Annotated in this window: 20 protein-coding genes and 1 pseudogene; 14 read left to right on the top strand and 7 right to left on the bottom strand. The window is 37.7% G+C overall.

Features of this window, described 5'->3' with window-relative positions:
- Positions 1–50: 50 nt before the first annotated feature.
- Positions 51–272 (bottom strand): DUF1128 domain-containing protein, encoded by a 222-nt coding sequence (locus tag ACQKOF_RS10410; protein WP_053483058.1) that lies wholly within the window; start codon positions 270–272, stop codon positions 51–53.
- 380 nt (positions 273–652) lie between these two features.
- On the opposite strand from ACQKOF_RS10410, the gene ACQKOF_RS10415 reads away from it, so the two are divergent.
- The gene (locus tag ACQKOF_RS10415; protein ID WP_427556338.1) at positions 653–979 is read left to right on the top strand and encodes a YtxH domain-containing protein; all 327 of its coding nucleotides are present in this window, start codon (positions 653–655) and stop codon (positions 977–979) included.
- Positions 980–1,002: 23 nt separating this feature from the next.
- Positions 1,003–1,941 carry a YihY/virulence factor BrkB family protein gene (locus tag ACQKOF_RS10420; protein WP_427556340.1) on the top strand — a complete coding sequence of 313 codons (939 nt, stop codon included), beginning with the start codon at positions 1,003–1,005 and terminating at the stop codon, positions 1,939–1,941.
- 57 nt (positions 1,942–1,998) lie between these two features.
- Here the strand turns inward: ACQKOF_RS10420 and ACQKOF_RS10425 are convergent, their stop codons facing one another.
- Both ACQKOF_RS10425 and ACQKOF_RS10430 read right to left on the bottom strand, forming a co-directional pair.
- Positions 1,999–3,903, bottom strand: a complete 1,905-nt coding sequence (locus tag ACQKOF_RS10425) for a heavy metal translocating P-type ATPase (protein WP_427556343.1) — start codon at positions 3,901–3,903, stop codon at positions 1,999–2,001.
- A gap of 465 nt (positions 3,904–4,368) precedes the next feature.
- A complete protein-coding gene (locus ACQKOF_RS10430; protein WP_427556345.1) occupies positions 4,369–5,907 on the bottom strand; it encodes a fumarate hydratase in 1,539 nt (512 codons plus the stop codon).
- A gap of 388 nt (positions 5,908–6,295) precedes the next feature.
- On the opposite strand from ACQKOF_RS10430, the gene ACQKOF_RS10435 reads away from it, so the two are divergent.
- The gene (locus tag ACQKOF_RS10435) at positions 6,296–7,084 is read left to right on the top strand and encodes a YwqG family protein (protein WP_427556348.1); all 789 of its coding nucleotides are present in this window, start codon (positions 6,296–6,298) and stop codon (positions 7,082–7,084) included.
- Positions 7,085–7,184: 100 nt separating this feature from the next.
- Here the strand turns inward: ACQKOF_RS10435 and ACQKOF_RS10440 are convergent, their stop codons facing one another.
- Complete coding sequence (locus ACQKOF_RS10440) at positions 7,185–7,370, bottom strand: SE1561 family protein (RefSeq protein WP_376073129.1); 186 nt, start codon at positions 7,368–7,370, stop codon at positions 7,185–7,187.
- Between the two features lie 369 nt (positions 7,371–7,739).
- On the opposite strand from ACQKOF_RS10440, the pseudogene ACQKOF_RS10445 reads away from it, so the two are divergent.
- Both ACQKOF_RS10445 and ACQKOF_RS10450 read left to right on the top strand, forming a co-directional pair.
- Positions 7,740–8,918: pseudogene (locus ACQKOF_RS10445) on the top strand (MFS transporter).
- A gap of 381 nt (positions 8,919–9,299) precedes the next feature.
- Positions 9,300–9,935: a hypothetical protein gene (locus ACQKOF_RS10450; protein ID WP_376073132.1), complete on the top strand. Its 636-nt coding sequence runs from the start codon at positions 9,300–9,302 to the stop codon at positions 9,933–9,935.
- Between the two features lie 436 nt (positions 9,936–10,371).
- Here the strand turns inward: ACQKOF_RS10450 and rlmD are convergent, their stop codons facing one another.
- Positions 10,372–11,751 (bottom strand): 23S rRNA (uracil(1939)-C(5))-methyltransferase RlmD, encoded by a 1,380-nt coding sequence (rlmD, locus tag ACQKOF_RS10455; RefSeq protein WP_427556351.1) that lies wholly within the window; start codon positions 11,749–11,751, stop codon positions 10,372–10,374.
- Positions 11,752–11,795: 44 nt separating this feature from the next.
- Positions 11,796–12,614, bottom strand: a complete 819-nt coding sequence (locus ACQKOF_RS10460) for a polysaccharide deacetylase family protein (RefSeq protein WP_427556354.1) — start codon at positions 12,612–12,614, stop codon at positions 11,796–11,798.
- Between the two features lie 194 nt (positions 12,615–12,808).
- On the opposite strand from ACQKOF_RS10460, the gene recX reads away from it, so the two are divergent.
- From recX to ACQKOF_RS10475, 3 genes are read left to right on the top strand one after another with little or no spacing between them, the layout of a single operon-like run.
- Positions 12,809–13,612, top strand: a complete 804-nt coding sequence (gene recX / locus ACQKOF_RS10465) for a recombination regulator RecX (protein ID WP_427556356.1) — start codon at positions 12,809–12,811, stop codon at positions 13,610–13,612.
- Positions 13,609–13,938 carry a YfhH family protein gene (locus tag ACQKOF_RS10470; RefSeq protein ID WP_053483069.1) on the top strand — a complete coding sequence of 110 codons (330 nt, stop codon included), beginning with the start codon at positions 13,609–13,611 and terminating at the stop codon, positions 13,936–13,938. Before recX ends, ACQKOF_RS10470 begins: the two co-directional genes overlap by 4 nt.
- The gene (locus ACQKOF_RS10475; protein ID WP_427556359.1) at positions 13,939–14,208 is read left to right on the top strand and encodes a YfhJ family protein; all 270 of its coding nucleotides are present in this window, start codon (positions 13,939–13,941) and stop codon (positions 14,206–14,208) included.
- A 34-nt stretch (positions 14,209–14,242) separates the two neighbouring features.
- On the opposite strand, the gene ACQKOF_RS10480 is transcribed toward ACQKOF_RS10475, so the two are convergent.
- Positions 14,243–15,229, bottom strand: coding sequence for a metal-dependent hydrolase (locus ACQKOF_RS10480; RefSeq protein ID WP_427556362.1), 987 nt, complete (start codon positions 15,227–15,229; stop codon positions 14,243–14,245).
- 215 nt (positions 15,230–15,444) lie between these two features.
- Here ACQKOF_RS10480 and mutY point away from each other — a divergent pair, with 215 nt between their 5' ends.
- The 6 genes from mutY to ACQKOF_RS10510 all read left to right on the top strand — a co-directional run bounded on the left by mutY (position 15,445) and on the right by ACQKOF_RS10510 (position 22,059).
- Positions 15,445–16,479, top strand: coding sequence for an A/G-specific adenine glycosylase (gene mutY, locus ACQKOF_RS10485; protein ID WP_427556365.1), 1,035 nt, complete (start codon positions 15,445–15,447; stop codon positions 16,477–16,479).
- An 84-nt stretch (positions 16,480–16,563) separates the two neighbouring features.
- A complete protein-coding gene (locus ACQKOF_RS10490) occupies positions 16,564–16,752 on the top strand; it encodes a gamma-type small acid-soluble spore protein (RefSeq protein ID WP_427556368.1) in 189 nt (62 codons plus the stop codon).
- Positions 16,753–17,129: 377 nt separating this feature from the next.
- Positions 17,130–17,678, top strand: a complete 549-nt coding sequence (ntdP, locus tag ACQKOF_RS10495; RefSeq protein ID WP_049668858.1) for a nucleoside tri-diphosphate phosphatase — start codon at positions 17,130–17,132, stop codon at positions 17,676–17,678.
- A gap of 221 nt (positions 17,679–17,899) precedes the next feature.
- Positions 17,900–19,645, top strand: a complete 1,746-nt coding sequence (locus tag ACQKOF_RS10500) for an ABC transporter ATP-binding protein (RefSeq protein ID WP_427556371.1) — start codon at positions 17,900–17,902, stop codon at positions 19,643–19,645.
- A gap of 436 nt (positions 19,646–20,081) precedes the next feature.
- A complete protein-coding gene (locus ACQKOF_RS10505; protein WP_427556374.1) occupies positions 20,082–21,095 on the top strand; it encodes an ABC transporter ATP-binding protein in 1,014 nt (337 codons plus the stop codon).
- Entirely contained in the window at positions 21,070–22,059 is a 990-nt protein-coding gene (locus tag ACQKOF_RS10510) for an ABC transporter ATP-binding protein (protein WP_427556377.1), read from the top strand. The genes ACQKOF_RS10505 and ACQKOF_RS10510 overlap by 26 nt, the downstream gene beginning before the upstream one ends.
- Positions 22,060–22,080: the final 21 nt, after the last annotated feature.

Raw genomic sequence — 22,080 nt, forward strand, 5'->3', positions numbered from 1 at the left:
AACGGCTTTGGTGCCTCATTGCTAATAGCTTTTTATTTACAAAATCCTATTTATTTTCGTAAAGCTCCTAATTCAGCAACGATGGCTTGCATTTCACTAGGACTAAATGTGTTGCGCTTCATGACCATTTCATATAAATAGACTAGGTCTTCGTAATTAGCTTCATCGAAATTTTCCGATTTCATTGCATCAACATTAACCATACGAAGCTTGTCTTTCATTTGATCAACCATATAAATAACGTTCTCTTTTGACGGTACTGATAAATCCATTATTTAAACCTACCTTTCGTAATCCTCGAAAATATCATTTCATTGAATAAAAAAAATGTCAACACTGTATTTGGGCATTGCTTTAAAAATAGACTGTTATTGGGTAGAATAAGGGCAGTAAGTAGTTTAATTATGGTTCATCACCATAACGTGTGGTTGATTTCCGTTCCGACTGGGCGCTTTCCTGGGGGCGTCCGATGAGCCGCTTCGCTACGCTCCAAGGGTCTCATCTGTGGCGCTGATCCACAAGGAGTCGCCCAGTCTCCACTCCAATCAACTTATATATGACATACGTTTTAACAAAATCATCCCTAACTTTTGGAGATGAATCTTAATTATCTTAAAGGAATATACATTTACTAAAGCAGGGGGTATTTAATATGGGACGAAGTAAATTATTAGCATCCATCGTAGTTGGCGCCACAGTTGGTGCTGCATTAAGCATGTTTGATCGTGCAACGCGTGAGAAAACAATAGCTACAACGAAAAAGATGAAAGAAGCAATATCGTATTATGCAGCCAATCGAGATGAATTACAAGTACTAGTTGAGGAAAAGGTATTGGCCGCTAAAGTTCTATGTGAAAGTGTATCAGAAAATGTCAATACAATTGTTGAAAAAGTTGATGAATTTAAAGAATTACCTTCCGCAATTGAAGGCATGATTAATGATACAAAATCGGCCTTTTCTTTACCAGATAAAGAATAGTTGTCGTACAGGAGGAAATTTGTATGGAAGAGAAAAAAGCATCGATACATACAGCTGTCGGTCTGGTGAAATCATTTGTCTCACCAGACGAAGACACTGTAAATGTGATGACATCAAGGGGCTTTATGCAAGATTTAATGCTACGCTTAAAGCGAGTGGAAATATCAGCTCTTGCAGCGGAATTGGCTTATTTCTTTTTACTGTCTTTTTTCCCACTACTAATTTTTCTAGTTACATTACTACCGTATTTGAATATACAGTCGACGCAAGTGTATTCATTTCTAGTGAATATAATGCCTGACGAGGTATACAGGCTTATTGAAAATACCTTAGATGAAATTTTAACAAGTCGTAATAGTAGTTTATTATCCGTCGGGATACTTGGGACAATTTGGTCCGCTTCCAAAGGAATTAATGCATTGATTAGAGCCTTAAATAAGGCTTATGATACAGAAACTAGGGGGAGTCTATTAGCTCGAGGATTATCCCTTGTTTTCACCTTAGCATTTGTCGTTGTTATTGCTGTCGTTCTACTTTTACCGGTTTTTGGACAACAAGTGGGGCATTTCTTATTTTCGATTGTTGGGATTGAGGAGCAATTTGAAATAATCTGGCATAGAATGCGCTGGTCGATACCACCTTTACTTATTTTTGTAGTTTTAATGGGAATATATAGATTTGTTCCAAATACAAATCCTCGTTTGAAGTTAATGGGAGTTTGGCCAGGGGCATTGTTTTCAACTCTTGCCTGGGTGGCAGTAACATATGCTTTCTCTTTTTATATTAATAATTTCGCAAATTATTCCGCTACATATGGCAGTATTGGTGGAGTTATTATTTTAATGCTTTGGTTATATTTCACGGGGATTATTTTAATTTTTGGTGGCATTTTAAATGCAACAATGCAGAAAAAAGTATTGCAAAGAGAACTTATGAAGCAGGAGACACTAACAAATAGTTAGGAATATTGAAAAGAACAGCCTCGCTATCACGTTTTGTGATACGAGGCTGTTTGTTTTTTAGACGTTTTTATTAAGCATACGTAAGCCGTTTAAAATAACTAAAATGGTGCTTCCTTCATGTCCGATTACACCTAAAGGTAAATCCACGACTTGTAAAAAGTTAGAGGCAATTAATAAAACGATAACGCTGATAGAGAAGAAAATGTTTTGCTTGATGATGCGTTGCATTTTACGTGATAAACGTACTGCGTAGGCAATTTTTGATAAGTCATTTTTCATTAAAACGACATCTGCTGTTTCCAAAGCAACATCTGTTCCTTCTCCCATAGCAATTCCGGTAGTTGCAGTTGCTAATGCGGGTGCATCATTAATACCGTCACCGACCATCCCTACAAATTTATGTTGAGAAAGAAGTCGTTTCATCTCAGTCACTTTTGTTTCAGGGAGACATTCTGCAACGTATTCTGTCACGCCTGCTTCCTTGGCAATTACCTTTGCTGTCTTCTCATTGTCGCCCGTTAGCATGATAACATTAATACCTAGCTCTTTTAGTAATGATACTGCTTTTTTTGCTTCACTGCGAACGGTATCCTTTAAGGCTGCCAATGCGGCAATGCCATCTTTGTCGCGAATAAAAATAACGCTTTTTCCTTCTGAGGCAAGGCTTTCTGCTGCACCATTTGCAAAATCATTTGCCTCATCTAGACCAACAAAGTCTGGTTTACCAACAAGATACTCGACTTCATTAACGTAACCTTTGATACCCCAACCTGGGATATCTTCTATAGTGGCTTGAGCAAACTGTGTGATACCTTCTTTTCTTGCGAATAAAGTAATGGCTTGAGCAAGTGGATGGTTCGATTGTGCTTCAATACCTGCAAGGATTGCTATTGTATTTTCACGGTCTAATCCTTCTCGAACAATAAAATCAGTAACGGTTGGTTTTCCTTGTGTTAAAGTACCTGTTTTATCTACCGCTAGTGCACGTAATGCACCTAGATGCTCTAAATGTAGGCCTCCTTTGAATAGCACACCGTGTTTTGCACCATTTGAAATGGCTGCAAGAGTTGCTGGCATAATGGATGCTACAAGTGCACATGGAGAAGCAACTACTAGGAGTACCATTGCTCGATAGAACGTTGTTGTCCAGTCCCAACCGAGTACAAAGTGAGGTAGAAACATCATAAGGGCAACGGTAAGTAGCGCAATTTTCACATAAGTACCTTCGAATTTTTCTATAAACTGTTGAGATGGTGATTTCTCACTCTGAGCACTTTGTACAAGCTGGATAATTTTTTGGAATAGTGTTTCAGAATTTGGTTTTGTCATTTCCATCGTAATGGCACCATTTAAGTTCACTGTACCTGCAAATACCTCGTCGCCTTCACGTTTTGCCACTGGAAGCGGTTCACCGCTTATTGCGGATTCATCGATAGAAGACTGTCCTTTAAATATTACACCGTCTGCTGGTACACGCTCACCAGGTTTTACGAGCAGATGATCTCCAATTTGTAATGTAGAGACAGAAACTTTCATTGGTTCAAAGTTACCACGTACAAGCCAAGCTTCTTCGGGTTGTAAGTTCATGAGTGCAGAAATTTCACGATGACTTTTATTCATTGCGTATGTTTCAAGAGCGCCGCTTACAGCAAAAATGAAAATAAGAATAGCACCCTCCGTCCAATAACCGATTGCAGCTGAACCAACTGCAGCTAATACCATTAATAGTTCAACATTAAGCTCTTTATTTTCAATAGTTTCTTCGATACCTTCTTTTGCTTTAGCAAATCCACCAACACAAAATGCAACGATATATAAAATAATAGAAGCTGTTGTTTGCCCGCTAGTATCTAAACGCCATGCAAGCAAAATGAACAAACCTGCTATAAGGGCAGCAATTAATTCAGCATGCTCCTTTATTTTCTCAATTATATTTGAATTTTCTCGTTTAGAGTGTTCCACTTTTATCCCTCCTGATAATGAAAATCAATATCAAAACCTTTATAAATCAATGTATATAAACAATAGCTAATTGAAAATCACTTTCAATCAGCTCCTTTCTAATTTAGAATTATTATAACAAAGGTTTTTAGAAAAAGAAAGTAAGAAATTTGAAGGGATATTTTAAAGAAAGGGGATGAAAGCAGCCCGAGATTGAGATTGAGGCGATTATGAGGATTTTTGAAATAATTTTGAACATAAGAAAAGCACAGTTATTCATAGGAATATTCTGTGCTTCTCAAATTTGTGCAGGCTCATCACTATAAAGTGGGGTTGATAAAATGTCATCTCCAACTTTTGGTGATGAGCCATAAATTATTAAGTTATAAATTCGTTTTTGCAGTGTGGCTGCCACTATGCTTACGCTACAGCTTAAAAACCAATTCTGCTATTCAACGTAACGCTAAAAAAAGAAATTGCTTTTTATTAGAATACTCGTTCTGCGTGTAGCGCAAGTTTTTCTAGTGATGATTTGTCTACGTCTGCGTGTAGTGATTTACCGTGAGAGTCCATAGTTACAACAGCTGTGAACTTCTCAACGTTTAAGTGCCACATTGCTTCTGGAATACCGAATTCCATTAGGTCAACACCTTCAACACCTTTAATGCAGTCTGCGTAGTATTGTGCTGCACCACCGATTGCATTTAAGTAAACGCCACCGTGCTCTTCTAATGCAGCAAGTGTTTTTGGTCCCATACCGCCTTTACCAATTACAGCGCGGATACCGAATTTTTTCATGATGTCACCTTGATATGGCTCCTCACGAATAGAAGTAGTTGGACCAGCTGCTTTTACTGTCCAGTTACCTTCTTCGTCTTTTGCCATTACAGGACCACAGTGATAAATAACTTGTCCATTAAGATCAACTGGAGCGTCGTGGCTCATTAAGTGATGGTGAATTGCGTCACGGCCAGTATACATACGACCAGTAATTGAAACAACGTCACCAACTTTTAGAGCGCGAATTTGTTCTTCAGTAATTGGTGCAGTAAGTTCCACTACATTTGTAGTAGTATCTTCTGTCGTTGCTGCAACTTCATCTTCTTTAAATGTAATTTTTTCGCCTTCTTGATAATGCCAGTTAATAATTTCGCCAGTTTGAGGATTGATGTCCACAGCCATACGACGGTATGCCCAGCAGTTATAAGCTACTGATACGTAGAATGATGCAGGGATACGGTGCATAACACCAATTTTACAGCCAAGTAATGTTGCTTCACCACCGAAGCCCATTGTACCGATACCGAATGTGTTTGCAGTTTTCACTACATACTCTTCTAATTTAGCAAGATCAGAATTTGGATTTGTATCTTCCACATGACGGAATAACTGTTCTTTCGCTAAGTCGTAACCAGAAGAGCGATCGCCACCGATACCTACACCGATGAAGCCAGCTGAACAGCCTTGTCCTTGTGCTTGGTATACTGAGTGAAGGATACATTTACGGATACCATCTAAATCACGGCCAGCGCGGCCAAGACCTTCAATCTCACATGGTAGGCTATACTGAATGTTTTTATTTTCACAGCCGCCACCTTTAAGGATTAACTTAATTGTAATGTAGTCTTTTTCCCATTGTTCGAATTTCATAACAGGTAGACCGTCACCTAGGTTATTACCGCTGTTTGCGCCTGTTAATGAATCAACCGCATTTGGACGCAATTTTGCATCTGCAGAAGTTTCGATAATAGCTTTTTTAATAGCTTCTTTAATTTCTAATTGATTTACACCGATAGGAGTATAAATTTTGAATGTTGGTAGACCAGTATCTTGACAGATTGGTGATACATTATCTTCTGCCATAATGATATTATTTGAGATTGTGTCTAAGCTCATTGCAGCACGAGTACCTGAATTCTCGGCTTCTTTAGCTTTCTTAATAGCACGACGTACGTCTTTTGGTAGATTCGTAGACGTTTCAGTAATTAAATCGTAAAGACTTTTCTCCAAAGTTTGGATATTCATTTGGTATTGCCCCCCATAGAAAATTTGATTATTTCCACATTACATTATACTCTTTTCAACTAATGAAAAAAAGAGTTCAACTCATTGTGGTTGGAATTAAAGGTCTATTCTCAAAAAGAGATAATTATAATGTGAAATAATGTTATTTATCGTTAAGATGTTAGAAGAAAATTGAAGCGGGGTAATAAACAATATATTAAGATTTCCCTGATCGGTTATAGGATTTACGGGAGCATGCTTTCGAGGAGCTGATCACTTATTTGATCATATCTACTGCTGAAAAGCGGTTTCCTACTTATTCACAAGCTGTAGTTTCATCGAAATAAAGATTGTTAAAACGGAACATTTGTTCTATAATGAATGTAAAATTACTTTAGGAGGTTATAGAATGAAGTTACTTAATTTACCCGAAGCATTTGAAGAATATAGGGCAGTAATAGAGGAAACGATACAGCCTACCGTATCTATTGAAACGGAAGAACGAAAAACATCTTTATTTGAAAGTAAGTTTGAAGGCGATCCATATTTTCCGCTAGCAATGGAGTACCCGAAAAATCCAGAAGGGCGACCATTAAAATTACTAGCTCAAATTAATTTTGCAGATGTACCGAAGCATTTACCAAACTTCCCTGAAGAGGGAATCTTGCAGTTTTATATTGATGGCTACGACGATGTACTAGGGATGGATTTTGACAATGGTCAAAATCAGGAGGGCTTCCGCGTTGTTTTCCACGAACATGTTGTTAGTGATGAGTCACAGTTAGTACAAGACTTCTCATTTGTTGAAGTGAAAGAAGAATTATATTTTCCAGTAGAAAAAGAAATGGCATTGTCTTTTGGAACAAGTTATGAACCGTTATCAGCAAGCGACTTTAGAAGAGAAAAACCATATGCGAAGATTCTTGCAAATATAGAAGACAATGATAATTTAGTAGACTCATTTTATGAAACATTAAATAGTACAGGTCATAAAATCGGAGGATATCCATTCTTTACCCAGGAAGATCCAAGAGCTTATGGTGACTATACAGATTCAACAATTTTGTTGCTTCAGATTGATAGTATAGGCGAACATATTCTATGGGGAGATGTCGGGGTCGGCAATTTTTTTATCACTGAAGATGAGCTGAAACGTAAGGATTTTAGTAAAGTTCTATATAATTGGGATTGCTACTAGCCAGAAATGGCCAAGAAAAAAAGCAAGTGGATATATAGCTTTCCACTTGCTTTTATATAGCCTCCGGACGCAATTACGCCAAGGCGAAATTGATTAGTAGTTATTGTTCACGAGCATTAAATTGCTCCATTTTGTCCTCTAAATCATCCATCATTTGAATTAAACGATCAATATCCTCTAATTCAGTTGTTTCAGGATCAATTGCATCTAAAACTTCTAAAAACATTTCAAGACGCTCTTTTAAGTAACTCATTTGCTGTTTTTTATCAGTGATTGGATTTGACATACATACACCTCATTTCGTCCCCTTCATCTTAGCTGATTTGGGACTAAATTTCAATGTTTAGGTAAACACCTAGGACTAAGAGATTATTTTGAAAAACCAATAGACAGAATATTTACAATAATGAAATCATGTGTTAAATTAGTATTAATAAAAGGTAAAGGAGCTGATTTAAAAAATCCAAAAAGACTCTAACTCGAAAAGGAGGGAGTTTAAACAAGTACTCGGCCAATGTAAAAGCCGAAATTCGTGTTTATACAATTAAATGGAGATAAGTGTTAGTTAGGCCTTAGCGTAAAATCACATGTGGTGAGCGCTAAGGCTTTTTGGTATGCTGATATCTGGAAGAATGGCTTGATGTTGGAGGAAAAGATGACATACTTCTCAGATTACAGCAAAAAAAGGTTTGCCATTCTAGTGTTAATTGTATCTATTTCAGGTTTTTCACAAGGGATGCTTTTACCACAAATTTCAATTATTTTCGAACGTGATGGAGTATCCTCCGCGTTGAATGGATTGAATGCAACAGGTCTATACATAGGAACATTATTAATCTCACCGTTTATCGAGCAGCCGTTACGAAAATGGGGCTACAAACCAATTATTTTAATTGGCGGTGCACTAGTCTTCGCTTCGCTGTTAGCATTTCCTTTATGGAAGAGTGTGACCTTTTGGTTTATTCTCCGCTTATTCATTGGGGTAGGAGATCATGCATTACATTTTGCAACACAGACGTGGATTACAAGCACATCGGATCATAAAAGCTTAGGAAAAGGTGTGGCCATTTACGGCTTGTCCTTCAGCACTGGCTTTGCTGTTGGGCCATAAATGGTAAAACTTATACAAATTTCAGAGGCATTACCGTTTATTGTATCCTCAATTATGTGCTTATTAGCGTGGTCTTTTGTATTTCTCTTGCAAAATGAAAAACCAGAGCGATTAACGGGAGACTTACATGCAAGAGGCTGGCATCGTTATAAAATGGCCATTGTATTTGGATGGATTGCCTTTTTAGGACCATTTGTTTATGGTTTTTTAGAATCTTCTTTAAATGCTTTGTTCCCAGTTTATGCTTTGCGTAAAGGTTTCGACGTGAATATGATTCCTATTATTTTATCAGTCTTTACATTTGGTGGGATTTTAACACAAGTACCACTTGGAGCTATAGGGGATAGAGTAGGACGACGTAATGTCTTAATGATAGGCTCATTTGGAGGGGCTATTATTTTTGGCATTGCGAGCTTTGTAGAGCATTCACAAATGGCCGTAGCCGTAGCATTTTTCTTTACAGGGACATTAGTCGGTTCGATGTTTTCATTAGGTATTACCTTTATGGCTGACTTAACACCAAAGGAGCTACTGCCAACAGGAAATCTGCATTGCGGCATTGCCCTTAGTATCGGTAGCTTAACAGGACCATTTTTAGGAGGCGTTTATTTAGAATATGTAAATTACAGCTTCCTTTTATTAGTTGCGCTACTTTTGCTAGCTATAGCAATTGTTTTGCTAGTATTTGGACGAAATAAAAATAAGCGACCAGTGTCGATATAAGGGTCTTTGTCTTTTGGGATTATCTTTGAAGCGGAAGGAAGAGAGTCAAACGCTCGGGGAAACAGAAGAATCGCTCAGCCCGGAGACTTTTGAGTAATGTATAATTTTAGGGAAAATAAAAGAGCGGGGCTCATCTCCCGCTCATAAAACAAAAAATGCCCAGCAAATCCGTGCTGTTATGGCATTCTTTGCGTGACAAGGATGTTTCGTCCAAGTCACATAGGTTTGGCACCTAGAATGATATTATACAGACAAGCAAACATAAAATCAAATAATATTTGCAGATAAGGCAGATAAGTAATATTTGGACTTTGGATTTCTATCTCTATATAATAGAAGAACACTAACTAAGATGACTATTTATAATGAGGAGATTAACACATGGCAGAATATAAAAAATTATCGATTCACCGTGCATTAACAGAATTAAAGATGCTAAATCACCGTATCGAAGCAGCAACGAATGAAGTTAGTTCAGTGTTAGCTAATCGCAAAAGTAATAGCAAAATTAATGGAGTAGAGATTCAAGAATATGAAAAGCAAATGCAAGCCTCATACGATAAAGTAGTTAGCTTAGTTGACTATCGCAACCGAATTAAGGCGCTAGTTGTAGAGTCTAATGCTAAAACAAAAGTAATAGTGGGAAAAGAAGAAATGACTGTAGCAGAAGCGATTGAACGCAAACAGTCCATTCAATATGAAAAGGAACTGTTAGAAGTCATGCAACAGCAATATCGTTCAGCGATAAATACGGTTGCAAAAGAAAATGATGCGTTGCCAGCCAAGCTAGAAACGTATTTAGTTAATATATTAGGAAATAAAGATAAACAATCTCCAGAAGAAGTAAAATTACATACGGACACATTTATGAAAAGAAACGAGTACGAGTTAATTGATCCGATGAATGTTAAAAAGAAAATTGAAGCATTAAGTAATCGAATTGAAGAATTTGAATCAGAGGTCGATGCTGTATTATCGGAATCGAATGCAACAACATTTATTGAAGTGCAAGCCTAACTAAATATGCATGGCCTAGCGAAAACGGAAAACGAAAAGTCGCTCGCGCTTCAAGACATGTGTGCGAGTTAAAACCTGAAACATGTCTTACTACAATGGATAGTTGAAATAATCGGAGATAAAAGCTCAAAGATTAAAGTTAAAAGTCCAAAGTTTACGTTTCAAAGTTCTTTCGTATTAAAGTTAAAAACTTAAAGCATAAAAATCTTTTAAATCCTGGGCTACTGGTTAAGGTGTTGATTTTTCTGGGCCGTCCGTCATCCACCAGGCAGCTGGAGCTGTGCATTACATACAAAAATAATATAAAAACAATGAGGCATCTCTTAATTTTAGGAGACGCCTTTTTTGTTGCTATAGAACGTATTGGTTTACATATGGAATAAAGGAGGAAACAGGGAAGGACGCCTCAAATATTTGGAGACGTCCTTTTTCATCATTATTTATCCTTCAACACAAGCTTTGCCACACACTCCACCTGCGCCGTCTGTGCAAACATATCAACCGGCTGAATATACTCCACATCATAAAACTTCGATAATTCGTTTAAATCCTTCGCCAAAGTTGATGGATTACACGATGTATAGACAAAGCGCTTCGGTTTTAGCTTCAACACCGTGCGTATGAATTCTGGTGCTAGACCTGTACGTGGTGGGTCAACTGTAATAACATCAGGTGTAAATCCTTCCTTGCGCCATTTTGCTAGGACACTTTCTGCTGTGCCGACTGCGTATTTTGTATGCTTGAAGCCATGGCTTCGGGCGTTTTTACGTGCATCCTGAATGCTTTCTGGAATAACGTCCATTCCACGAACTTCTTTTGCTTGATCAGCTAGCCATAAACCGATTGTTCCAACACCGCAGTAAGCATCAACAACTGTTTCTTTGCCTGTTAATGCTGCTGCTTTTTTGATTTCATCATAGAGATGAACGGTTTGTGTTGGATTCAGTTGGAAAAAGGCGCGAGCTGATAAATCAAAGGCTAATTCGCCAAGCTCCTCATGAATCGTTTCCTTACCATCGAGGACAATCGTCTCATCGCCAAAGATTAACGATGTTTTCTCACGGTTAATATTTTGTGCGATCGATACGATACTTGGATCGATTTTTTTTATACGAGCAATAAGTTCCGCTTGATGTGGAATTTCCTTACGCGTTGTGACGAGCACGACTTGTGTTTCATCAGTACGAATTCCTGTACGTACAACAATCGTGCGCACTAAGCCATCGAGTGTACGACCATCGTAAATAGTAATATTCAGTTTTTGCAAAATTTTACGTGTTGCCACTGTAATTTTTGATGTAATCGGATGTTGAACAAGGCAATCATTGATGTTCAGTAACTTGTTACTACCTTCTGCAAATAGCCCTGCATAGACACGCTTACCTTCTTTACGTACTTGATATTGACTTTTGTTACGATAATTCCATGGATTATCCATCCCTAGAGTTTTGCGAACTTCAACTGTATTAGCTAAAGGCTTAGCATAACGCTCTAATGCTTGAATTACGATATCACGCTTTTCGATTAGCTGTTTTTCATATGTCATATGTTGAAGCTGACAGCCGCCACATTCATTGTAAACTGGGCATGGTGCTTCCTGACGATATTTTGAAGCTTTGCGAATAGCTAATATTTCTGCTTCGGCAAAGTTTCTCTGTGTTTTAGTCACTTGTGCTGTAATTTCTTCACCAGGAATAGCGCCCTTTACGAATACAACATTACGCTTATAAAAGCCTACTCCTTCACCGTTAATACCAAGTCTTTTTATTATTAGCGGAAATTTTTGTCCTACTTCCATTGTTGTTTGCTGCGTCAAGCGTTCCACGTCCCTGTTCTTTTAATATCATCTCCCCATTATAACTAAGGAGTAGACGATTGCAAAGCGACAGGGAAATCTTCATGTTCTAAAACTAAATCGTCAAGGGATAAAAATGTATAGCCTTGTTTTTTCGCCTCGGCAATAAACCTAGGAAGAGCTTCAGCGTTATCCTGCGCTACAGTATGCATTAATATTACGGCACCAGGGTGTAGCTGTTCTATTAATGCATTATACGCATAATCTGCGCCACGACGTACATCCCTTTCCCAATCCTTAAAGGCAACAGACCAGAAAATATGACGGTAGCCTTCAGCATTTCCGACCTCTAATAATTTCGCATTAAATATACCTTCAGGTGGGCGGAAGTATGTTGTATGTTTAATACCAGTCAATCCCCTCAGCTTATCGTCAAATTTTTTCCATTCTGTACGCATAGCATCTGGCGTTAATCTCGCCATATTTGGGTGTCCATATGAATGGTTGCCGATTGTATGGCCATCTTTAACCATGCGTTTCACTATTTCGGGGGCACTTTCTAAATAATGACCAGTTAAAAAGAAGGTAGCTGGTGCTTTTTCCTTCTTCAATGTATCCAAAATGCTTTCCGTAAACCCATTTTCATATCCGTTATCAAAGGTTAAATAAGCAACTTTTTTATCAGGCTTACCTTTATAAATAGCACCATATTTCTCAAGTAGCTGATCAAGCTGTGCTCCAGCCTCAGCTGGTTCACCGTTTTTCGCTCGCTTTAATCCCCAATGGTGTTCATCAGAGCCAGAAGCTGAAAATGGATTAAAGCTAATTGCCGCGGCAATAATAAAAGTAGCGATGACCGCTCCTACAATATGCTGTTTCCACATTTAAAAACGCATCCTTTCTTTTTCATTAGAATGCGTTAAAAAAATTATCCTATTCGATTTAAACCAATAAATCTTGAAGTGCTTCTTTTAAATAAAACAGAAGAGAAGCAAATACCCGCGAACATGGGAATACCCACAGGGAAAAAGCAATGCCCACGAAAAATGTTATAATGGTTAATAGTGAGGTGTTACTAATGCGTATTATTACGAAAATTGCACGTCAAAAAAACAATCCAGAACGTTATAATATATATTTGAACGAAGAATACGCTTTTCCTGTAGATGAGGCAATTCTCATTCAATTTGGTTTAACGAAGGGCAAAGTGCTTGAGGAATTTGATATTCAGGAAATGGCCTATGAGGATGAGATTCGAAAAGCCTTTAATAAAGGTTTAAATTTTTTGTCATATCAAATGCGCAGTGAGCATGAGGTTAAGAAAAAGCTTCTCGCGTTAGAATTTGGCGAAGCAGTTATTTTAGAGGCAATACAAAAGCTCAAATCATACGGTTTTTTAAATGATGAAACTTACTCCAAGGCATTACTCAACACGAAAAAGGCTACGATGAAAAAGGGACCCAAGGCAATTAGACAAGACCTTATGAAAAAAGGAATTGATAAAAGCTTACAGGATGAGGTACTTGCTACGTATAGTCATGCGGAACAGGTAAAGCTTGCGACACAATTGGCTGAAAAGGTCATTCGATCAGAAAAAAAGAAAACACCAACACAAATAAAAGCTAAAATTCAAGATTTTTTAATGCGAAAAGGTTATTCTTTTAGTGTTGTAGATGATGTGCTAAGTCAAATAGAGATTGAGCAAGATGAAGATGAATGGCAACAGCTACTTGAGGTACAAGGCGAAAAAGTTTGGAAAAAGTATTCATCGAAGTATACTGGTTATGAATTGAAAATGAAACTAAAGCAAGCGCTCTATCAAAAGGGTTTTCCTATAGAGGTTATAGATCGTTTTATAGAAGAGAAGGAGAATGAGGAATGAATGAAAAAAATTATGCTGCAATGTCAGAGCATGAATTACGTGAAGAAATAGCTATGATCAAGGAAAAAGCACGTAAGGCGGAGCAGCTAGGAATTATCAATGAATTCGCAGTTTACGAGCGCAAGGCTTTAATGGCAGCTGCTTATTTGGTTGATTTAGATACAATAATTCCTGGAGAAATGTATCGTATTGACGGCTCTGAAAATGAATTTTTCCAAGTGGATTATTTAAAAGGACGCTTTGCTTGGGGACATCGCTTAGGGGGCGAAAAATACCAAGAGGCTTTACCTGTTTCAATGCTATCTCCTGTAAAGGTGGGCAAATAAATGGATGGAAAAATTGAAAAACTAACTGCTGAGTTACTTGCCAAAAACCCGCAAATGCCAGTAGGACGTGCACGAGTATGGATTGAGCTTTTATGGAGTGATTTTGAATCAACTTCTGCAAAAGCTGGCTACGCCTATCGAGGTGCTGATTATACTGAAAATTTAGTGCGCCAATTAATTACTAGTTATGGAGATAAACTGCATACATTTGCAGGACGCAATCCCAAATACGCACATTTACTTGATGCTAGTGATGATATGGTGCAATAACAAACCCTGACCAATGTTGGTCAGGGTTTGCTGTTTAATTACTTGCGCCAATCTGTAATTTTTTCTGGAGTTTATCCTCTGTAAAAATCCAACCAGTGTATGAAGTGATAATCTCGTTGTCATCGTTTAAATGAGCGACAGCAACGAAAGGATAGCGATTATCACTACGATAACGCAGATCAATTAATCTTACTTCTGTTAAGCCATTATCGAGTTCTGAAATTTCCCAACGATACAATGGTGAGAATGACACGAAAGCAGCGAGATTGCGATCTTTCAATGCTATTTCGATAAGAGGCGTTTTCGGTAAAGGTTCTATTTCGAATTTATCATAAATATTAACAGTTCGCCCATAAGCTCGGCCAACATAATAATGCGTTTTGGATTTAGCTGCAATTCGCCAATGGAAGAAGCGCATTGTAGGGGCTACAATAACATACTCTTCATCCTGAATAGTATTATGCACAGCATTCTTTACAGCTTTTTGGACTGCAAATCGTAAAATGTAGTAAACGATAATAATGAGATACATGATACTAAATGTCCAAACTGGATTTGCACCAAATGCCCAAAGTAAAATGCCAAGGCAATGTAGTGTAAAAATAATAGGATCAAATGTATTAATGACCCCAAGTGCAACCCATCTTCTAGAGAATGGTCGAAGTGCTTGTGTACCATAAGCATTGAAGATATCAACAAAGACATGAAGCGCTACAGCTAAAAATGTCCAAAGCCATAAATGAAACACACTTACGTCTTGAATAATAATTGCTAAAACCGCGGTAATTAAGATGGGCCAAATAGCTACTGCTGGTAGTGAATGTGTAATTCCACGATGATGTCGAATATAAATTGCGTTGTTACGCAGTTTTAAAACAGTATCGACATCAGGTGCCTGTGAGCCAATAATCGTACCTGCCATTACTGCGGTAAAGGTCATAGAGTGATTTGCTACAACGGGATCAACTAATGCAAGACCACCGAGGGCTATACCCATAACGAAATGTGTGCCTGAATCCAAAAATATCCACTCCTTGTATGCATAAAGATAGAGTACAATTTGCATACATGTATATTTCAATAATCCGTAATACTTGATATTTACTTAAATAAAAACAGTCGTGCTAAATTTTAAAGTTAAAAATTTGACGGTTTTTGTCGTTTCTACAGATAACCTATTCTTAATTGTATACTCTTTTTACCATAAATAAAATCGTAAAGACGCTGGAGGTCACTGTGAATTATCCATATGTAACAGAATTTCGACAATCTTTAGTCGCATGGTTTAATGTTGAAAAACGTGATTTACCTTGGAGGCATACTACGGACCCTTATAAGATCTGGGTATCGGAAGTGATGCTACAGCAAACACGTGTCGACACAGTTATTCCTTATTACAATCGTTTCATGGAAAGTTTTCCAACATTAGAATTACTCGCGGAAGCTCCACAAGAATACTTATTGAAGCATTGGGAAGGCCTCGGCTATTATTCCCGTGCACGTAATTTACAAGCAGGTGTTCGTGAGGTATTAGAAAACTACGGTGGTGTAGTACCTGATAATCGCCATGAGATTTCAAAATTAAAAGGCGTTGGTCCATATACCGCTGGAGCTATTTTAAGTATTGCCTATAATAAGCCCGAACATGCAGTTGATGGTAATGTTATGCGCGTTTTAAGTCGGGTGCTTAATATTCATGATGATATAGCAGTTCCAAAGACTAAAAAGATTTTTGAAGCGGCTGTTGAAGAACTGATAGATCCAGAAAATACATCGTCCTTCAATCAAGGCTTAATGGAGCTTGGTGCACTTATTTGTACGCCAACTTCACCAAAATGTTTATTATGTCCAGTTCGAGAATACTGTACCGCTTTTAATGAAGCTGAGCCGGAAAAATTACCTATCAAATCTAAAAAAGTAAAGATGAAGCATATCACATACGATGTGCTTGTATGCCAAGATGACAAAGGTCGAATTTTATTGGAGCAGCGTCCAGCAGAGGGTTTACTAGCTAATCTATGGCAGTTTCCGATGCTTGAACACGGTAAAAATTCAATAAATACTTTTATTGATGATTATGCTATGAATGTTCAATCGCAACAGGATTTGTTAACATTTAAACATGTTTTTTCACATTTAACATGGCATATAAATAGCTATTTTATGAAATGCAATTCAGCAGTAAAGGGCGAATGGCTGAATCGCGAACAAATAGAATTATTACCAATGCCCGTTCCAATGCTGAAAATTTGGCAAGAAATTAAGGATTAATCAAGAAAATAATATTTATAAAAATTTATGAGCATAAAACCATTCACCTCGGTACACAATAATGAGCGTGGAGGTGAATGAATAATGAAAAAGCAAAACAACAACCAAAATTTACAACCGAATAAAAACATGCAACGTCAAAGCCAAGAATTTGGTTATGAAACAGACGTTACAGACGCTAATGAAGTGCAAAAGCAAAATGCTAAAGCAGAGCAAAAAAAAGCTCAAGCTTCAGGTAACTTCAATAAAACTAACCAAGATCTTGGTGAATAACACTTTGTAATTGCATAATTGCATTTACCTCTAAGGAGCTGTCTAAAATCGAAAAGATTAAAAAAGGCAGCTCCTTTTCAAATTTTATTTAGTAAAATTGATTGCTCAGGAAGTAAGGAGAATATTGCTCGGATAGCCGAGAAAACCGCTCAAATTCAGCAGAAAAAACCCCGATCCGATCTATAAAAATAAACAAATAATTCCAATCGAGTTGTTGTTATGATAAAATTCGCTTCAAGTTAACGAAATTTTGTACAAATTTAAAAGAGCGCAGGGAAATTTGTGGTTTTCTAACTACACCTTTCGCGTACACATTGCTATAATATACTAGAGACTGCTAGATTTAGGTAGCATAGACGAAAAGGTGGGCTTCAAAAATGGCAATACCGGTAGAAGGAGAAACGATACAAATACATAGTTATAAGCACAATGGCCGTATCCACCGTGTTTGGCAAGAAACAACGGTTTTAAAAGGAACGAAAAATATCGTTATCGGTGCGAATGAACGGACACTTGTGACAGAATCCGATGGTCGTACGTGGCTAACGAGAGAGCCTTCTATTTGTTATTTCCATGCGGAGCACTGGTTTAACATCATTTGCATGCTACGTGAGGACGGTGTGTATTATTATTGTAATCTAAGCTCACCATTTGTTTTCGATAATAATGCCATTAAATATATTGACTATGATTTAGACATTAAAGTTTTCCCTGATATGTCATATTCACTCTTAGATGAGGATGAATATGAGCTACATAGTAAGGAAATGTCTTATCCAGATGTCATAGATAAAATTTTAAAGCGCAATGTCGATAAATTAATTAGCTGGATTCAACAAAAAAGAGGACCCTTTGCACCTGATTTCATCGATGCCTGGACAAGCCGTTATAAGTTTCAGCTCGATATGCAAGCAGATGATTGTTAGTTACACCTATTAGTTTTACTAATGGGTGTTTTTTTATGTCTTAAACAATCGGATTGTAAAATAGTTAGTGATAAAGCTAAATTAACTGTACTTAAAACAAAATATTGCTATAATACGTTTGGGCATTCATTTGTGGATGTCTGTTTCTTTTTATATGTGAAGTGGCTCATTAGCTTAATTTACATAAGAGCGAGGCTTTTAAATAAGGATGTGATAATGAATTGGGTAGTATAAAGCGTTATATGAGATTTGTAAAACCATATACATGGGAAATTATTTTAACGGTTTTAATTGGTATAGTGAAATTTGCGATTCCGTTATTTATCCCATTACTCATAAAAATTGTGTTAGATGATATTATTGATGCAAATCATCTAACCGATGCAGAGAAGACAAAAGAACTGTTTTATTGGTTAGGTGGTACGATCATTGTATTCTTTATTATTCGACCACCGATTGAGTATTACCGTCAATACTTTGCTCAGCATGTCAGTAACAAGGTGCTTTTCGATATTCGAAAACAAATATATGCACATTTACAGCGACTCAGTTTAAGATACTATGCAAATACAAGAGCTGGCGATGTGATTTCAAGAGTGATTAATGATGTGGAACAAACAAAAAACTTTATTATGACAGGTTTGATGAATGTTTGGCTCGACCTTGCGACAATTGTTATTGCTATCGGTATTATGTTTGCCATGGATGTAAAGCTTACGCTAGTAGCATTGATTGCGTTCCCATTTTATGCATTTAGCGTGAAGTACTTCTTTGGTAAACTTCGGTCTTTAACACGTAAACGGTCACAAGCACTAGCTGGGGTGCAAAGTTATTTGCATGAACGTGTAGCTGGAATGAGTATTATTAAAAGCTTCACGTTAGAAAAGCATGAGCAAAAATTATTCGATGAAGCAAACGGTGAATTTTTAGAGAAAGCGCTGGATCATACGAAATGGAATGCTAAATCCTTTGCAGTGGTGAATACAATCACGGATGTAGCACCACTCCTAGTAATTGCTTATGCAGGTTATCAGGTTATTAATGGAGATCTTTCAGTCGGGACGATGGTTGCCTTTATTGCCTATATCGAACGACTGTATGGTCCACTTCGTCGCCTTGTAAGTTCATCGACAATGTTAACACAGTCCATTGCATCAATGGATCGAATGTTTGAATTAATAGATGAACCTTATGAAATTAAAAACAAGGCTAATGCGTTAGAGTTACCTCGGGTAAAGGGTGAAGTTCGTTTTGACAATGTGAACTTTCAATATGAAGAAGAGGGCTCACAAATTTTAAACAACATCAATTTTACAATTAATCCTGGGGAGACAGTTGCGTTTGTAGGAATGAGTGGTGGAGGAAAATCAACCATCATTAGTTTAATTCCTCGCTTTTATGACGCAACGAGTGGCAACGTATGTATAGATGACTATGATGTTCGTGACGTATCTCTACATTCTTTACGCTCACAAATTGGAATCGTCCTACAGGATAATATTTTGTTTAGTGATTCGGTGAAAGAGAATATTTTAATGGGTAAGCCAGATGCTTCTGATGAAGAGGTCATTGCTGCGGCAAAAGCGGCGAATGCACATGATTTTATTATGAGCTTGCCAGATGGCTATGACACTAAGGTCGGGGAGCGCGGTGTGAAGTTATCAGGTGGACAAAAGCAGCGGGTAGCAATCGCTCGTGTATTTTTAAAAAATCCTCCTATTTTAATACTGGATGAAGCAACCTCTGCATTGGATTTAGAAAGTGAGGCACTTATTCAGGAATCATTGGATATACTTGCACATGAACGCACGACCATTATAATTGCTCACCGACTTTCTACAATTACACATGCAGATAAAATTTTTGTTATAGATCATGGACAATTAATTGAAAGTGGTACGCACGAGCAATTGATGCAAAAAGAGGGGACCTACTTTAGTTTATTCCAGGTGCAACATTTAGATTGATACCCCACATTATAAAAAATCTATAATGTGGGGTTGATTCCGTACCGGCTGGGCACTTTCCTGGAGTCGCCCGATGAGCCGTTTCGCTTCGCTGCAGGGTCTCATCTATGACGCTAATCCCCAAGGAGTCGCCCAGCCTCCACTCCAATCAACTAATAAAAGTAATATCCGTATTTTGGTAATGGGCCAATAATCTAAAAATAACCTTCCGTTTAAGCATAAATGGAAGGCTATTTTTTTGTCTTATTTATAAAATATTATCAATTAATAAGATGTTATTAATATGAAACTCGAACGATGTAGAAAATCTATGTTTATTGCAGAACAATAATGATTGAAAGAGCGATATTTTTTGGTTAGAATTATCTGAAAATGGGGAATTGAGTGATAGTTAATGTAAACGAGTAAAAATATGGGTACGATAGGGAGATTGATCATGAGAAAAGAGCTGCTAGAAATAAAAGGCTTAAAGACAACCTTTTTTACAGATGATGGACAAATTCCTGCCGTAGATGATATCGATTTTTCTGTTCATGAGGGCGAAATATTAGGGATTGTTGGGGAATCGGGAAGTGGAAAAAGTGTTACATCCCTGTCCATTATGGGTTTAATACCGTCACCGCCTGGAAAAATAACAGGGGGAGAAATACTATTAAATGGCAAAAACCTCGTCACATTATCGGATAAACAAATGCAGAAAATTCGTGGGAAAGATGTGGCGATGATTTTTCAGGAACCTATGACATCCTTAAATCCTTTGTTTACAATTGGGGATCAGCTAAAAGAAGCGATTTTAATTCATAATCCAAAATGGTCGAAAAAAGAAGCCTTTGCAAGGGCAATTGAAATTATGAAGCTTGTTGGTTTACCGCGTGCTGAGGAATTATTAAAAAATTATCCGCACCAGCTATCTGGGGGAATGCGACAACGGGTCATGATTGCAATGGCGCTTGTCTGTGATCCGAAGGTGCTAATTGCTGATGAGCCGACTACTGCACTAGATGTAACAATTCAGGCTCAAATCTTGCAACTTATGAAAGATTTAAATAAACGTTTAAATACGGCTGTTTTATTAATTACACATGATTTAGGCGTTGTAGCAGAAACATGCGAGCGAGTTATTGTGATGTATGCAGGTCAGATTGTAGAGGAGGCACCTATTCAGGAGATATTCGTTAATCCAAAGCACCCGTATACACAAGGACTTATTAAATCTGTACCGGATATGCGTTATAAAAAGGACAACCTTTACTCTATACCAGGCAGTGTACCAAAGCCCGGAAGTATTCAGGAAGGCTGCCGTTTTGCAGCACGTTGCGAATTTGCGATGGATCGCTGTGTACGAGAAACACCACCTTTATATGAAGCAGCAGAGCAGCATAAATCGAGATGTTTTTTACTAGAGAAACAGGAGGTGGAGCACCATGTCGAAAGTGTTGTTGAAAGTTGAAGGTTTAAAGAAATATTTCCCCATTCGGAAGGGGGTCCTTAACACACAGGTTGGGGACGTAAAGGCAGTGGATGATGTTTCCTTTGAAGTCTTTGAAGGAGAAACATTAGGTATTGTAGGTGAGTCCGGGTGTGGTAAATCAACGACTGGTCGACTTTTAATGCGATTGCTTGAGCCAACAGAGGGTGAGATTGAATTTGCAGGTAAAATGATTTCAGAATTATCGAACAACGAAATGCGCAAAGCTCGTAGAGACATTCAAATGATTTTCCAAGATCCTTATGCCTCTCTTAATCCTAGGCATAATATTGGGAAAATATTAGAGGAGCCTCTTATTGTTCATGGAATGGGCAATGCAAAGGAACGGAAACAGAAGGTTTTAGAGCTTCTCGAAATTGTTGGGTTAAATGAATATCATGTGAAACGGTATCCACACCAATTTAGTGGTGGTCAAAGACAGCGCATCGGCATTGCCCGTGCTCTCATGACGAATCCGCGTTTGATTATTGCGGACGAGCCTGTTTCTGCACTCGATGTGTCCATACAGGCGCAAGTATTGAATTTATTGCAAAACTTACAAAAGGACTTAAAGCTAACTTATATTTTTATCTCCCACGATTTAGGGGTCGTACGCCATATTAGTAATCGTGTAGGCGTGATGTATTTAGGGAAATTAGTGGAGTTGACAGCAAGCGAGGATTTATATGCCGAGCCACTTCACCCATATACTCAAGCACTGCTATCCTCGGTACCTGTTCCAGATCCTACGTTTGAACGTGAACAGCTTATTATTTCTGGAGATATTCCAAGTGCTTCGAATCCGCCAAGCGGGTGCACTTTCCATACGAGATGTCCATTTAAAAAAGAGGAATGTTCTCAAATAGTTCCGAAAATGCAAGAAGTGAAACCGGGTCATTATGTTGCTTGTCATCTATACGATGCAATCCAACATTCAATGATATAAAAAAACTTAGGGGGAAATTCA

Source organism: Lysinibacillus sp. NPDC093190 (genome assembly GCF_050280425.1).
Taxonomy (GTDB): domain Bacteria; phylum Bacillota; class Bacilli; order Bacillales_A; family Planococcaceae; genus Lysinibacillus.